General features: G+C 50.9%; 12 protein-coding genes. All 12 read left to right on the top strand.

Translation table 11 applies throughout. The annotated features are described in order from the left end of the window. The first annotated feature begins 3 nt into the window (after window positions 1-3). The 12 genes from ACXAFR_RS09970 to fliP all read left to right on the top strand — a co-directional run bounded on the left by ACXAFR_RS09970 (window position 4) and on the right by fliP (window position 14,299). Window positions 4-2,418 carry a chemotaxis protein CheA gene (locus ACXAFR_RS09970; protein ID WP_475176227.1) on the top strand — a complete coding sequence of 805 codons (2,415 nt, stop codon included), beginning with the start codon at window positions 4-6 and terminating at the stop codon, window positions 2,416-2,418. 13 nt (window positions 2,419-2,431) lie between these two features. Beyond that, the gene (locus ACXAFR_RS09975) at window positions 2,432-2,986 is read left to right on the top strand and encodes a chemotaxis protein CheW (protein WP_475176230.1); all 555 of its coding nucleotides are present in this window, start codon (window positions 2,432-2,434) and stop codon (window positions 2,984-2,986) included. A 33-nt stretch (window positions 2,987-3,019) separates the two neighbouring features. Further along, window positions 3,020-5,677: a methyl-accepting chemotaxis protein gene (locus ACXAFR_RS09980; protein ID WP_475176232.1), complete on the top strand. Its 2,658-nt coding sequence runs from the start codon at window positions 3,020-3,022 to the stop codon at window positions 5,675-5,677. 321 nt (window positions 5,678-5,998) lie between these two features. Further along, window positions 5,999-6,853, top strand: a complete 855-nt coding sequence (locus ACXAFR_RS09985; RefSeq protein WP_475176234.1) for a CheR family methyltransferase — start codon at window positions 5,999-6,001, stop codon at window positions 6,851-6,853. Between the two features lie 15 nt (window positions 6,854-6,868). After that, complete coding sequence (cheD, locus tag ACXAFR_RS09990) at window positions 6,869-7,495, top strand: chemoreceptor glutamine deamidase CheD (protein WP_475176237.1); 627 nt, start codon at window positions 6,869-6,871, stop codon at window positions 7,493-7,495. Continuing rightward, a complete protein-coding gene (locus tag ACXAFR_RS09995; protein WP_475176239.1) occupies window positions 7,495-8,538 on the top strand; it encodes a protein-glutamate methylesterase/protein-glutamine glutaminase in 1,044 nt (347 codons plus the stop codon). Before cheD ends, ACXAFR_RS09995 begins: the two co-directional genes overlap by 1 nt. A 327-nt stretch (window positions 8,539-8,865) precedes the next feature. Continuing rightward, the gene (locus ACXAFR_RS10000) at window positions 8,866-10,746 is read left to right on the top strand and encodes a flagellar hook-length control protein FliK (protein WP_475176241.1); all 1,881 of its coding nucleotides are present in this window, start codon (window positions 8,866-8,868) and stop codon (window positions 10,744-10,746) included. 297 nt (window positions 10,747-11,043) lie between these two features. Beyond that, window positions 11,044-11,586, top strand: coding sequence for a flagellar basal body-associated FliL family protein (locus ACXAFR_RS10005; RefSeq protein ID WP_475176243.1), 543 nt, complete (start codon window positions 11,044-11,046; stop codon window positions 11,584-11,586). Window positions 11,587-11,616: 30 nt separating this feature from the next. Then, window positions 11,617-12,633 carry a flagellar motor switch protein FliM gene (gene fliM, locus ACXAFR_RS10010; RefSeq protein WP_475176246.1) on the top strand — a complete coding sequence of 339 codons (1,017 nt, stop codon included), beginning with the start codon at window positions 11,617-11,619 and terminating at the stop codon, window positions 12,631-12,633. Further along, window positions 12,626-13,042: a flagellar motor switch protein FliN gene (fliN, locus tag ACXAFR_RS10015; RefSeq protein WP_475176248.1), complete on the top strand. Its 417-nt coding sequence runs from the start codon at window positions 12,626-12,628 to the stop codon at window positions 13,040-13,042. Before fliM ends, fliN begins: the two co-directional genes overlap by 8 nt. Before the next feature lie 4 nt (window positions 13,043-13,046). Next, window positions 13,047-13,490 (top strand): flagellar biosynthetic protein FliO, encoded by a 444-nt coding sequence (gene fliO / locus ACXAFR_RS10020; RefSeq protein ID WP_475176250.1) that lies wholly within the window; start codon window positions 13,047-13,049, stop codon window positions 13,488-13,490. Continuing rightward, window positions 13,487-14,299 (top strand): flagellar type III secretion system pore protein FliP, encoded by an 813-nt coding sequence (gene fliP / locus ACXAFR_RS10025; RefSeq protein ID WP_475176253.1) that lies wholly within the window; start codon window positions 13,487-13,489, stop codon window positions 14,297-14,299. The genes fliO and fliP overlap by 4 nt, the downstream gene beginning before the upstream one ends. Window positions 14,300-14,333: the final 34 nt, after the last annotated feature.

Consider the following 14,333-nt stretch of genomic DNA (forward strand, 5'->3'; position numbering starts at 1 on the left):
CGTATGTCGGTTGATCTCTCGCAGTTTCATCAGGTCTTCTTCGAAGAGAGTTTCGAAGGGCTAGATGCTATGGAGTCTGCATTGATGGAGCTCGATCCCGTCGCTGTAGACAGTGAAACCATTAATACCATTTTTAGGGCCGCACACTCGATTAAAGGTGGAAGTGCCACATTTGGTTTTACCATTGTTGCAGAGTTCACCCACGTACTTGAAACCTTACTTGACGAAATTCGAGATGGCACTCGCAGTACCTGTCAGGAACATATTGATCTGTTCCTGCAGTCCGTAGATTGTTTACGGGATCTGTTAACCGCACTGCAAGGCGGCGAAGAACCGGATCCTGGACAATCGACAGAGCTCCGCCAGGCGTTTGAAGCGATTCTAGGCAGCGACAGTGGTGGTGGAGCGACTGCCGCTGCGCCAGAAGACGTCGCCGAGGTGGCGGTGGCGACTGCAAAAGGGTGGAAGATCAACTTCTGCCCAAATCGGGATACCTTTCGTACGGGTAATGAACCGCTCAGAATATTTCAGGAACTTGGCGAGCAGGCTGACGTTAAGATAAGCTCGCAGCTGGATAAAATTCCGGAAATGACAGTGATGGATCCAGAGTCCTGCTACATAGGATTTACTCTGGAGCTGTCTGGCGATATCGATCGCGAGGGTATCGATGCCGCCTTTGAATGGGTGAGCGATGAAGCGATCATAGAAATAGAAGAGGTTGAAGTTACTGCTTCTTCCGCGTGGAAAATCTACTTCAAGCCGGAAGAAGATATTCTTCTAACGGGCAACGAACCTCTCAGAATTTTTCGTGAATTGGCGGAGTCTGGAGAGTGTACCGCCAGCTGTCACGTCGATGCGGTACCCGAATTTTCTGCTTTGGAACCCACGCATTGTTATCTCGCATGGGATCTTCAATTAGAGTCAAGCGCCGAAAAAGACGCCATTGATGAGGCGTTTGAATGGGTTGTAGACAGCTCCGAACTGACAATAGATAAGCCTGCTGTCGCGGCGCCCGCGGCAGCTCCCGCCGCTGCAGCAGCGCCAGCGCCCGCTGCTACGACATCTGCGCCAGCAGCATCAGCACCCGCGTCCCCCGCACCGGCGGCAGAAGCCGGTGCCGCGGATGCCAGCAAGCCCGCGATGCCGAAGGCGCCTAAGCCGAAGAAGATATCGTCGGCGGATACATCGTCTATACGGGTAGGTATCGACAAAGTCGATTCTCTGATCAATATGGTGGGCGAGCTGGTCATTACCCAGTCTATGCTCGGTCAGCTAGGCAGTGAATTCGAAATGGAAAACCTGCCGAAACTCCTGGAAGGCCTCAGTCAGTTAGAGCACAACACGCGTGAGTTGCAGGAAAGCGTGATGCGCATTCGCATGCTGCCAATCAGCTTCGCGTTCAGCCGCTTTCCTCGCATGGTGCGAGACCTCAGTCGTCGACTCAACAAACAAATTGAGCTGAAACTGCTCGGAGAACAGACGGAACTTGATAAGACCGTCATGGAAAAAATTGGCGATCCGCTGGTGCACTTGGTGCGCAATGCACTAGATCACGGCATTGAAGTTCCAGAAGAACGTGTGGCCGCCGGTAAGCCCGAGATGGGTACAGTAACGCTTAATGCCTATCACCAGGGCGGCAATGTCGTTATCGAAATTAAGGATGACGGCAAAGGTCTGGATCGTGAAAAACTGTTACAGAAGGGTATTGAAAAAGGTTTGGTTAACGCCCGTGATGCGGCGTTGATGCCCGATGATCAAGTTTATGATTTGATTTTCCAGCCTGGGTTTTCTACGGCAAAAGAAGTGAGCGATGTCTCCGGTCGCGGTGTCGGAATGGATGTTGTTCGAAGAAATATTCAAGAACTTAACGGCACGGTCGAAATAACATCTAACAAAGGCAAGGGATCTCGTATCACGATCCGTCTTCCTTTGACGTTGGCGATTCTCGACGGACAACTGGTTCACGTAGGTGGACAAACCTATATCTTCCCACTGGTTTCTATCGTCGAATCACTGCAGTCGAAAGAAGACATGGTACGACGTGTTGCGGGAGGCTGTGATGTTCTGCAGCTGCGCGAAGAATATGTTCCGATTATTCGTCTGCACGAGCTGTTTAATATTCGTCCTCAGTCAACGTCTCTCGATGATTCACTGTTGGTGGTCGTTGAATATGAGGGTGAAAAGGTTGGTGTTGTGGTCGACGATCTGCAGGCGCAACAGCAGGTGGTTATTAAAAGCCTTGAACAGAACTATCAGCCGGTGGAAGGGGTTTCCGGTGCGACCATACTCGGTGATGGCACAGTCGCGCTGATTCTGGACATTCCCGGCCTGGTCAAGTTGGCTGGAATAAATCATCAGTTGCATACCCGAGTCGCCAGTCTCGGTAAGTCTCATCGGGATCTGCAACAAATCGCTTAGGAGAGATTGAAGTATGTCAGCGGGCAATCAGGAATCTACCCAGGATCCCATAGAGCTGGGTGCGGCAGAGCCGGATGCAGACAATCAATTCCTCACCTTCATCATGGCCGGTGAGGAATACGGAGTCGATATTCTTTGTGTTCAGGAAATTCGCGGTTGGGAGTCGGCGACGCCAATCCCCAATGCGCCGCCGAACATCAAAGGCGTAATCAATCTTCGCGGCACCATCGTTCCCATTGTTGATCTGCGCCAGTGCTTCGGGCTTGAGGCGATAGAGTACAGCTCTGTAACCGTCGTCATCGTCTTGAAAGTCATCGCTAATGGCAGCAGCCGTGTCATGGGCATCGTCGTCGACGCTGTTTCTGATGTGCACACGCTGGCGGAAGAAGATCTTAGAACCGCACCGGATCTTGGCGATTCGGTCAATACAGAATTCATTCGGGGACTGGTCAACGTCAACGGCAAAATGATTATCTTGCTGGAAATAAACCGTCTGCTGAGTATGGACGATCTGCCGAATTTAAGTCAGATCACGGAAAAACTATCGCTGGAAGCCGCGCAAGGCTGAACACCGCGCCAAGAATAATCCTCGGAGTCGACAATGCTCAACTTTTTAAAAGGCACCAATAACAGCCACGAACTAACAGAGAAGCTGAATGCGGTCAGCCGAACGCAAGCCATCATTGAATTTGATCCCACCGGGCAAATTCTCGATGCCAACGATAATTTCCTGCAGACCGTGGGGTATACGAAAGCAGAGATTGTCGGGCGTCACCACAGTATGTTTATGCCTGAAGGTGAAGCTAACAGAGACGAGTATCGTCAGTTCTGGGCGGCACTTGGGCGAGGCGAGCACTTTGTCAAAGATTTTCGCCGTGTCGGTAAAGGTAACCGGGAAATCTGGATTAACGGTTCCTACAACCCATTACGCGATGCCAGTGGTCAGGTGTACAAAGTCGTTAAGTTTGCGACGGATATTACCGAACAGAAATTGATGGCGGCTCAAAACGACGCCTATGTCTCGGCGATGGATCGCTCCCAGGCGGTTATTGAATTTAAAATGGACGGCACGATATTAAAGGCCAACCAGAATTTTCTTGACGCGGTCGGCTATTCCGCCAACGAAATTGTCGGCCAGCACCACAGCATGTTTGCACCTCCCGAACTGAAGGGCAGTGCCGAGTATCGACAATTCTGGGAGAAACTCAATCGCGGTGAATTCGATGCAGGAGAATACAAGCGTATCGCGAAAGGCGGTCGAGAAATCTGGATTCAGGCGTCGTATAACCCGATCTTCGACCCGGAAGGCCGACCGGTCAAGGTCGTAAAATTTGCCAGTGATATTACCGAACAAAAGCTGAGCGCGAATAACAATACGGCGTACGTCGATGCCATTCGCCGCTCCCAGGCGGTGATCGAATTTAAAATGGATGGCACCATTATCGATGCCAACCAAAATTTTCTCGATGCTATGGGTTACTCTGCCAATGAAATTATTGGCCAGCACCACAGTATGTTCGCCCCGGAAGGGTTGGCGGGAAGCCCCGAGTATCGTCAGTTCTGGGATAAACTCAACCGTGGTGAGTTTGATTCTGGCGAGTATATGCGGATGGCCAAAGGCGGTCGCGAGATCTGGATCCAGGCATCCTACAATCCTATTCTTGATCCAGAGGGCAAGCCGATAAAGGTGGTTAAATTTGCCACGGATATTACGGCTCAGAAACAGCAAGCTGTAGAGGCGAAGCGTCTGGCCAACCTTTCCAGCGCGCTTAAACTCTGTCAATCCAATGTGATGATGGCGGATAATGACCTCAACATCAGCTATTTGAATGACTCGGTCAAGCAGATGTTGCGGGGTAACGAGCCTGAACTGCGCAAAGTCTTGCCTAATTTTGCGGTCGACAGTCTGATTGGACAAAACGTCGATGTGTTTCACCAGAATCCCGCACATCAGCGATCCATGTTGAAAGCGCTGTCCAGTACTCACAAAACTCAAATTAAAGTTGGTAAGTTATCCTTCTCTTTGAGCGCATCGCCATGGCTCGATCTGGAAGGAAATCGACTCGGCACGCTGCTTGAGTGGGTCGATCGGACGGCGGAAGTTAACATCGAATCGGAGATTGATAGTATTGTCGATGCCGCCTCTACCGGTGACTTTACCAAACAAATTTCCATGGAGGGTAAAGACGGGTTCTTTGCCAACCTGAGTCAGGGCTTGAACAACCTGGTCAGTACGACAGAGGTCGCGCTTAATGATGTCCTGCGGGTGCTTGGGGCCCTGGCGAAAGGGGATCTTACCGAGCGCATTACTCGTGAGTACCAGGGCAGCTTCGGTCAGTTGAAAGACGACGCTAACGCCACCGCTGAAAAACTCACCGACGTCATTGCCAATATCCGCACGTCTGCCGGCGCTATTTCCTCGGCGGCGAATGAAATCGCGCAGGGTAACGCAGACTTGAGTCAGCGTACCGAAGAGCAGGCTTCGTCGCTTGAAGAGACGGCATCCAGTATGGAAGAAATGACCTCTACGGTTCGCCACAGTGCCGAAAATGCCCTGCAGGCCAATTCCCTTTCCAGTGAAGCCCAGAAAAAAGCTGAACAGGGTGGTGCGGTCGTCAGTCGCGCGGTAACGGCGATGGAAGAGATCAATAAATCCAGTAAAGAGATCGCCGATATTATCGGTGTTATCGATGAAATCGCCTTCCAGACCAACCTGCTGGCGTTGAACGCTGCGGTCGAAGCGGCGCGCGCCGGTGAACAGGGACGGGGCTTTGCGGTGGTCGCCGGTGAAGTACGCAATCTGGCTCAGCGGTCCGCCGGTGCTGCGAAAGAAATCAAAGAGTTGATTCGGGATAGCCAAGGTAAGGTCATCGATGGCACAGATCTGGTCAACCAGTCTGGTGAGACACTGAAAGAAATTGTTGCGGCGGTCAATAAAGTCAGCAACATGATGAAAGAGATCAGCGATTCGGCTCAGGAACAGACGAGTGGTATTGAGCAGGTAAATACCGCGGTTTCACAGATGGATGATATGACTCAGCAAAACGCGGCTTTGGTTGAAGAAGCCTCGGCAGCTGGGGAAGCCATGGCGGAACAAGCTCGCAGTATGAATAACTTGATGGACTTCTTTACCGTTGGCGGAATGGATTCCAGCTCCTCCAGCGCCAGCAGTGGCCATTCAGCGCCCCGCAGTGCACCGCGCGCTGCACCTAAGGCGACGTCTGGCGGCGGTGGCGATGACGAGTGGGAAGAATTTTAATCCGGTAGAGATGAGAGGGAAGTCCGTTATCTGACGGGCTTCCCTTTTCAGAATACCCACTTTGTTCTCACCAATCTGATTATTGGTCTGTCACAACGAACCACGACCCGTGGCGCGCCAATTTGATGCCAGTGTCGTTCAGCCCCAGGGCTGACGCAATTTCTGCGATCAAAAGAATTGAGGGTGCAGCCGAAGTAGAACACATGTCGATATGGATATCGGTTGTCGACGACATTCCCTGTCCGAAGCTTGGCGATCTACATCGTGATGGTGACAAAGGTTTCTCAACGTTTTCCGAAATACGGTCGATAGGTTCAAACCATGGCAACGGCAGCAGTTAGTGATAATTCCCACATGGCTCGTGAATTTCCCATGAGCCAGGCGAATTTTAATCAAATCAGAAAGATTGCCTACCAGCATACCGGCATAAATTTGTCTGAACAAAAAAAGAATATGATATACAGCCGTTTGGCTCGTCGTATTCGTCAGTGCAACTTAAATTCTTTTGATGAGTATGTGGCCCTAATTTCCACGGATGGAAATTATGAAATGACGGATTTCATCAACGCGATCACGACCAATCTCACCAGCTTTTTTCGTGAAAATCATCATTTTGAATTTCTCGAAGAGACGGTTTTTCCTGAACTGATTAAGAAAAATATGAGTTCCCGAAAAATTCGTTTTTGGTCTGCGGGATGCTCGACCGGGGAGGAGCCCTATTCCATTTCGATTTGTATCAACGAAAAGTTGCCGGTCGCAAGTTGGGATATCAAATTATTGGCGACAGATTTGGATACGAACGTTGTCGCCCATGGTCAGCAGGGTGTTTACTCCGCAGATCGTATTGACTCAATCAGTGAAGAGCGAAAGCGCCGCTGGTTTATGCGTTCGCCGAAGGGGGACGAAGTCAGAGTGAAGCCCACCTTGCAGGAAATCATTTCTTTCAAGTCTCTGAATTTGTTAAAGCCCTGGCCAATGAAAGGGCCTTTCGATCTTATTTTTTGCCGTAATGTCGTGATCTATTTTGACAAGGAAACTCAGAAGGGACTCTTTGATCGCTACGCGGATATTCTGGCTCCCAACGGGTATTTGATCATTGGGCATTCTGAAAGCCTCCACAAAGTGACAGACAGGTTCCAATCTCTTGGGCGAACCATCTATCAGAAAATACGCTGAGTCCGAGGAGTACTCATGTCAAAACCATCCTTACCCAAGCCCCTGCCGGGGTACGCCCATGTCAATCGTTACTGGGACAAATCCATGGGCGTTCCCGCTGCTAAGATCTTGCCGGGCGAGTTTTATGTTAGTGATCAGGGAGAAATGGTTGTAACGGTATTGGGCTCTTGTATCGCGGCCTGTGTTCGTGACAAAAAAATCGGCATAGGTGGAATGAATCACTTTATGCTGCCGGCAACCAACGAACATAGCAGCTGGGATACCAGTGAGGCCAGTTCTGCCGCACGCTATGGCAACTGGGCCATGGAATATTTGATCAACGGCATTTTAAAGGTCGGCGGCAAGCGAGAAAACCTGGAAGTGAAATTGTTCGGCGGCGGTCAGATCATGAAAAACATGACGGATATTGGCGCGCGCAATATTGAATTTGTTCTTGAATACATGAAGCAGGAAAAACTGAAAGTGGTGGCCTCTGATATCGGCGGGACTTGGCCACGCAAAGTCCTGTATTTTTCCGATACTGGGTCGGTCAAAATGCGCCGTCTCAAATCCACCAGCAATGAAACCGTACAGCAGCGGGAGCAGCAGTACTGCAAAACCTTGGTGCAGAAGCCTGACACCGGAAGTGTGGAGCTTTTCTAATGAGCAAACGAATAAAAGTCCTTATCATCGACGACTCAGCCCTGGTGCGCTCTTTATTAACGGATATTTTGGCAAACGATTCTGATATCTGGGTTGTCGGTGCCGCCCAGGATCCCTATGAAGCTCGGGAAATGATCAAGAAGCTGAATCCCGATGTGCTTACGTTAGATATCGAAATGCCTAAAATGAACGGTATTACGTTTTTGGCGAACTTGATGCGTTTGCGTCCCATGCCTGTCGTTATGATTTCCACACTGACACAGGCAGGTGCTCCGGCAACCCTTGAAGCGCTGGAAATCGGTGCAGTGGATTTTCTCGCCAAGCCAAAGCAGACCGGTTCAGCGGGTTTGGAGGAATATGGTCGAGAGATTATTGATAAAGTAAAAGCAGCGGCAGGTGCCAATGTTCACTTTATTGAAAATAAAACGGTCGAAACCAAAGTCGAGGGATTTGGTGAAAACAAACGTCTTAAGGCGGGCTTTCTCTGTGCCATCGGCGCCTCGACCGGTGGCACGGAGGCCATTAAAGATGTGTTGAAAGTACTTCCGAAAAATTCGCCACCCATTGTCGTGACTCAGCACATTCCGGGTAGTTTCAGCCGCTCATTTGCGGAGCGGGTCGATAAGCAGAGTGAGATATCGGTGTTAGAGGCTGAGAATAATATGCCGATTCGGGCAGGCTGTGCCTATATCGCTCCCGGTGATTATCATATGAAGGTCGCCAAGTCTGCCTACGGTTTTGTCTGTAAGCTTGAAGACAGCGACCCCGTGAACCGTCATAAACCCTCGGTCGAAGTTTTGTTCGATTCTGTGTTAGAGACCGTTGGAAAAAACGCTACCGTTGTAATGTTAACGGGGATGGGTGCCGATGGCGCACAAGCGATGAAACGGACTCACGACGCCGGTTGCCATACGATTGTTCAGGACGAAGCAACCAGCGTTGTTTGGGGCATGCCCGGAGCAGCGGCAAAGTTGGGCGCCGCCAAGGAAATCTTACCGCTCAACGCCATACCGAGAGCGATTCTGCAAACGTCTTTTCGATAAACGTTGCGCCGGACCTTGTCCGGCACTTCTGACTTCTCCTCATCCAGTCGCCCCGCGGGTGGCGTTCCATCTTCGTGAATTTCTGCTGGTAATCTCGTCACTGTTTCTGGGTGATGAGAGACCTTTGGGAGCAAGGCTTTTTCAGACTCTGCTTCCCGGTGCTTCCTCCGTCACCAACCCTGTTCAGGGGGCGCTGAACGTTCTGGCGCCTCAACCTGTTTCTCTCAGTTCCCTGGCACTGGTTTTGCTCAACTTGAAGAAATCAATGTAATTTCGGTATTAGGCGGTAATTTCCTGCCGCCGATGCAAGCGGAGCCCAAGCGCACAATGGAAACCAATCTCTCTGGTATTTCGTTTTCACAACTGTTAGGTAACGGTGGTATCGATTCAAATGTACTGATGCAAAAGGCGAGTCGTTCGACGCTGTTGGATTTTCGTTCCGTGATGGCCTCGCAAAAAGCAAGTTCGACAAACAATTCCGTATCGGATTCTTCTAATCACTCATCAAAGAGCGCTTCCCCCTCAGTTCAACAGAATCAACCGTCTGGTAAGAATGAGCAGGGATCTTCTGCTTCGGAGAAAATCGCTGCTAAGACGCCTCAAAAAAATGATGATGTTGATACGTCTAAGACGGAGTCGTCATCGGCGAAACAGGGCGATGAGACTCAACACGTCGCCAAGGACCAATCTCAGAGTGATAGCAGTGCAACGGAAGAAAAGCCGGAGGGTACGAAAGACCGGCAAACTCTTGCCTCGACGTCTGAAAAATCGACGGCATCTCACTCCACGGACGCAACTGAAGATAGCGCGGCTCAGGGGGGTACTACAGAATTGAGCTCGGTTTCTATTCCTTCACCCTTGAAGGAAATGAATCTGCCCGTTCAAGTGGATCTGGATTCCACGGCGGATTTCAATCCGCTGGTGCAATGGCTGAATATGGATGGCGAATCCTTAGCGATTGATCTACCTGTCGACAGTGAGATGACGCTGGAAAATCTGGTTGAAACCATCAATCAATTGATTGATCAGCTGCAAACCGGATCGATCCCCGACGCACTGGCTCAACAGTTGGAACAGTTTACTTTACAAGGGGAGGGCGGCGAGCCTGCGTCACTTTCCCAAATGATTGGCGCTTTGGTGTCGGAGTCTTTGGTGGATAGCCAAGGCCAACTGGCGGTGTCACAGACAGATGCAGACGCCATTGCTGATGAATTGGCGGCACTGATGGACCGCCTGGCCTTGATGGATCAGAATCAGCGTCAGTCGCTGGTGAATAAGCCGCTGGCTGATGCGGTATTGGCCGAGCAACAGAAGTATGCGGCTTCCGCGACAGCTGCGAGTGCCTCTAGTGGTGAGAGTGCGCTTGCTGCAACCGCTGATTTACTGGCGGATTCGAAGACATTGACGGCAAATTCCCAAAGTGCGTCAACCACGCTCCCCAATGCAGCGACCACGGATTTGGTTAAGGGGTTGCAGGGGTTAAAAGAGGCGATTGCTTCTCAGCCTTCAACCGATGGGACAGAGGCGGATGCCACGCTGGTGACGGACGGTCGCCAGGGGGCTGCCACGTCCCTGGCTGAGACATTGAAGTCTCTGGTTGGTGGCGCAGGTACGTCACCGGCAGCCACGCAAATCGATGTGGGTAAGGCAGCCGTAGTCTCTACTGACAAGGCCAGTATTGACAGTTCTGTGGCGGTTGCCGCTCAGACGGCGGCAAACCAGAACCGCAACGGAGCGACTGCTACAGGTGTGACCACGGCACAACCGTCAACGTTTGCGGAATCTCTGAAAACGGCATTCGGACAGAATCAGTGGAATAACGCGGTCGCAGAAAAGGTCATGATGATGGCCTCGCAAAATCTCAGCAGTGCCGAGATTCAATTGGATCCGCCGGAATTGGGCATGCTTCAAGTCCGGGTGACAATAAACCATGATCAGGCCAGCGTCAGTTTCGTAAGCCCCCATGTTCAAGTCCGGGATGCGCTAGACCAGACGGCAGCGCGCTTGCGTGAAATGTTTGACGCAGAAGGTTTAAATCTGGTGGACGTGGATGTTTCTGATCAATCTTTCCAGCAGCAGAGAGACGGCGAGTCCGGTTCCCAGTCGGGCGCTCAGGGTTTGGCCGATGGTAGTGGTGAAGGCGCAACCACTGATGAGACTCAACCTCAGATGACGGTCTCTAGAGGGTTGGTCGATCAGTTTGTCTGATTGCCATTGGGGGTTGCCGCGATCCTTACTGGTTTAAGGCTTGCGGTTAACCCGTGTTGACTGCAGCTTTCTCTGTCGTATCTGCGATTGCGTCGGCCCTTTCTTTTTGACAGATCTTTTGCGCTGGCAATTTCCTGTTTGGCGCTTGTGTCATTTTCTCGACAATTTCCTCTCGATTTTTTTAGGGTCGACTAAAATTGTGCTGTGGTTTGTAGCGAACTGGGATAGGCAGCATATTTTTCGTGGCACATCTCTTGCTCAGACCCATGTATTCAGCTTTAGCGACGGGAAATTGACATGGCGGATGATGACAACACAGAAGCAACAGAAGGTGAAGGCGGAGGTGGTGGAAAAAAGAAAATCATTATTCTTGCCGTCGTTGCTCTGTTGCTGATCGGTGTTTCTGTCGGCGGCACTCTGTTTGCGGTAAAAATGATGGGTGGCGATGAGCCTGAAGTCGCCGAGGGAGAGGAAGCCGCCGCGGAAGAGGTCGAAGAAGAAGAGGTTGAAGAGGTCAAAGGGCCGGCGATCTACTATCCACTGAAACCCACGATTATTGTTAATTTTAATGCGCGCGGTAAGCAGCGCTACATGCAGGCAGAAGTCAGTCTTTTGGTGCGTGAAGAGGATGTGGTCACGGCGATTGAAGAGCACAGCGCCATGCTTCAACACAGTTTGCTGATGTTGTTTAGTGGCCAGGATTATGCGGAGCTGCAGACGCCCGAAGGGAAGGAGCTGCTACGCCAGAAATCTCTTGAGACGCTGCAAAAGCTTCTCGAACAGGAAATCGGTAAACCAGGTGTCGAGCAGGTTCTGTTCACCAATCTGGTTATGCAGTAATTGCGGTACGCCTAAGGAGAGTTAGCAACTATGCAGGACTTGCTTTCCCAGGACGAAATCGATGCGCTCTTACACGGTGTCGATGACGGGGATATAGAAACCGAGTCGGATGAGGATCCAGGCTCGATAAAATCCTATGACCTTACCAGTCAGGACCGCATTGTTCGCGGTCGTATGCCAACGCTGGAGATGATCAACGAGCGTTTTGCCCGCTACACCCGCATCAGCATGTTTAATTTACTGCGACGTTCTGCGGATGTTTCTGTCGGCGGTGTACAGATTCAAAAATTTGGCGAGTATGTTCACACCTTGTACGTGCCCACCAGTCTCAATATGGTCAAGTTTCGGCCGCTGCGTGGTACAGCTCTGATCATTCTCGATGCCAAATTGGTTTTTAAGCTGGTTGATAACTTTTTTGGGGGCGATGGTCGCCACGCCAAGATCGAGGGCCGTGAATTTACCCCGACAGAATTGCGTATTGTTCAGCGAGTTTTGCAGCAGGCGTTTATCGATTTGAAAGAAGCCTGGCGAGCGGTATTGCCGATTGAATTTGAGTACATCAATTCCGAAGTGAATCCGTCCATGGCAAACATCGTCAGTCCCAGTGAAGTGGTTGTCGTGAGCACCTTTCATGTGGAATTGGATGGCGGTGGTGGTGATCTTCATATCACCATTCCCTATTCAATGATCGAGCCTATTCGGGAGATGCTCGATGCGGGCTTGCAATCGGACTCTGACGACCGAGACGATCGTTGGATTCACGCATTGCGCAACGACATTATGGATGCGCGAGTCACTCTGGAATGTGAAGTGGCAAGGCAGAAAATTACTCTGCGCGATTTGCGGGACATGCGCGCTGGTGATGTTATTCCAATTGAATTACCCGAGCGACATATTGTAACGGTTAACGGTGTGCCTCTATTTCGTATCGGACTGGGGCAATCCAATGGCAACCTGGCGATGAAGGTGAATCACCTCATCGACCACAGTAAGATTTATAACCAGACGGCGGTGGCTGGAAAGCTGGGAGAGAAAGCAGATGAGTGATGATGCTGAAGATGACAAGGATCTCGATCAGGATTCGATGGCTGACGAATGGGCGGCAGCCATGGCCGAAGCGGAAGGTGGCGAGGACGACAGTCAGCCTCTGGATCTGGAAGAGCTGATCGATGAAGGCGGGCCTGCGACCAGTGAGAACCCTGATCTCGAAGTCATTTTGGATATTCCGGTATCCATTGCAATGGAGGTTGGCTCGACATCAATTACCATTCGCAACCTTTTGCAGCTCAACCAGGGCTCTGTCATTGAATTGGACCGCCTGGCGGGTGAGCCCCTGGATGTGTTGGTAAACGGCACTTTGATTGCCCACGGGGAAGTTGTGGTCGTCAATGAGAAGTTCGGTATTCGTATGACCGATGTGATCAGTCCACAGGAGCGCATTAAGCGTTTGCGCTAGCTGAATGACTATCCGAATTTTTCGTTCTCTTGGCTGGCCGCTATTCGCTGCGCTGGCCTGGGGAGTATCTATTGCCGCATGGGCGGGCGAAGACGTCAGCAAAGTGCCAGACCAGGGGCGCTATCTCGCTCAGGTCTTTTTCGGGTTGATGGTCGTTCTGGCGCTGATTGTGTTGCTGGGCTGGCTGTTGCGCCGCGTTGGGCAGGGCACGATGGGCGGTGGGAGACACTTGCGAATTGTTGCCAGTCTCGCGTTGGGGGCTCGCGAGAAAATTGCGCTGGTTGACATCGGCGGTCGTCAGATACTTGTTGGGGTGACGCCCCAGTCGATCACCCATTTGCAAACGTTCGATGAGCCTGTGGTTGATGCGCCCGTCGCGGACACACCGCCAGAAGCTTTTGCGGAAAAGCTTCGTAACATCATGGTTGCGAATAAGGATCCATCGTGATTCTGCGCCTCGTTTTTATTCTGAGTTTGGTGTTGTCGACCCTTGCCTATGGCCAGGAAGATCCCGCAGCACCCGCTGGGCAACAGAACTCGGCGCCGGTAGAAAATGCCATTGAAGGGGTAAAGGGCATCCCAGCGCTGCCGGCTCTTTCGGTGCAAACGAATCCAGACGGTACGCAAGACTATTCTGTAACTCTGCAGATTCTGGCGATCATGACCGTGCTGTCGGTCTTGCCAGCGCTGTTGATGATGATGACCTCATTTACCCGGATCATCATTGTGTTTGCGATTTTACGACAGGCACTTGGATTGCAGCAGTCGCCGTCAAATCAGATTCTGATTGGCATGACACTGTTTCTAACGTTTTTCATTATGACGCCTGTGTTTAATGAAGTGAATGAAACGGCGTTGCAGCCCTATTTGAATGAAACCATGAATTCCCGTCAGGCGTTTGACGCAGCGTTAAAGCCGTTTCATAAATTTATGTTGGCGCAAACCCGTGAAGCCGACATCGGTCTGTTTTTGGAGATTGCAGATAAACGGGATATTGCCAGCCCTGAATCTGTGCCGATCACTGTATTGGTTCCCGCGTTTGTGATGTCGGAACTTAAAACCGCTTTTCAAATTGGTTTTATCATTTTTATCCCGTTTTTGGTTATTGATATTGTTGTTGCCAGTGTCTTGATGGCAATGGGTATGATGATGTTGTCACCCTTGATTATTTCGTTACCGTTTAAAATTATGTTGTTTGTCTTGGTGGATGGCTGGGGATTGATTATTGGCACTCTGGCGGCCAGTTATTCGGTCTAGCTGAACCGTAATTGGCGCCTTGAAACAGCAATCT

The organism is Pseudomaricurvus sp. ABR4_320, from assembly GCF_056159445.1.

What these genes read in the sequence shown, in the direction of transcription:
- ACXAFR_RS09970 (WP_475176227.1), top strand. Translation starts at nt 4, where the DNA reads ATGTCGGTTGATCTCTCGCAGTTTCATCAGGTCTTCTTCGAAGAGAGT.
- ACXAFR_RS09975 (WP_475176230.1), top strand. Translation starts at nt 2,432, where the DNA reads ATGTCAGCGGGCAATCAGGAATCTACCCAGGATCCCATAGAGCTGGGT.
- ACXAFR_RS09980 (WP_475176232.1), top strand. Translation starts at nt 3,020, where the DNA reads ATGCTCAACTTTTTAAAAGGCACCAATAACAGCCACGAACTAACAGAG.
- ACXAFR_RS09985 (WP_475176234.1), top strand. Translation starts at nt 5,999, where the DNA reads ATGGCAACGGCAGCAGTTAGTGATAATTCCCACATGGCTCGTGAATTT.
- cheD (WP_475176237.1), top strand. Translation starts at nt 6,869, where the DNA reads ATGTCAAAACCATCCTTACCCAAGCCCCTGCCGGGGTACGCCCATGTC.
- ACXAFR_RS09995 (WP_475176239.1), top strand. Translation starts at nt 7,495, where the DNA reads ATGAGCAAACGAATAAAAGTCCTTATCATCGACGACTCAGCCCTGGTG.
- ACXAFR_RS10000 (WP_475176241.1), top strand. Translation starts at nt 8,866, where the DNA reads ATGGAAACCAATCTCTCTGGTATTTCGTTTTCACAACTGTTAGGTAAC.
- ACXAFR_RS10005 (WP_475176243.1), top strand. Translation starts at nt 11,044, where the DNA reads ATGGCGGATGATGACAACACAGAAGCAACAGAAGGTGAAGGCGGAGGT.
- fliM (WP_475176246.1), top strand. Translation starts at nt 11,617, where the DNA reads ATGCAGGACTTGCTTTCCCAGGACGAAATCGATGCGCTCTTACACGGT.
- fliN (WP_475176248.1), top strand. Translation starts at nt 12,626, where the DNA reads ATGAGTGATGATGCTGAAGATGACAAGGATCTCGATCAGGATTCGATG.
- fliO (WP_475176250.1), top strand. Translation starts at nt 13,047, where the DNA reads ATGACTATCCGAATTTTTCGTTCTCTTGGCTGGCCGCTATTCGCTGCG.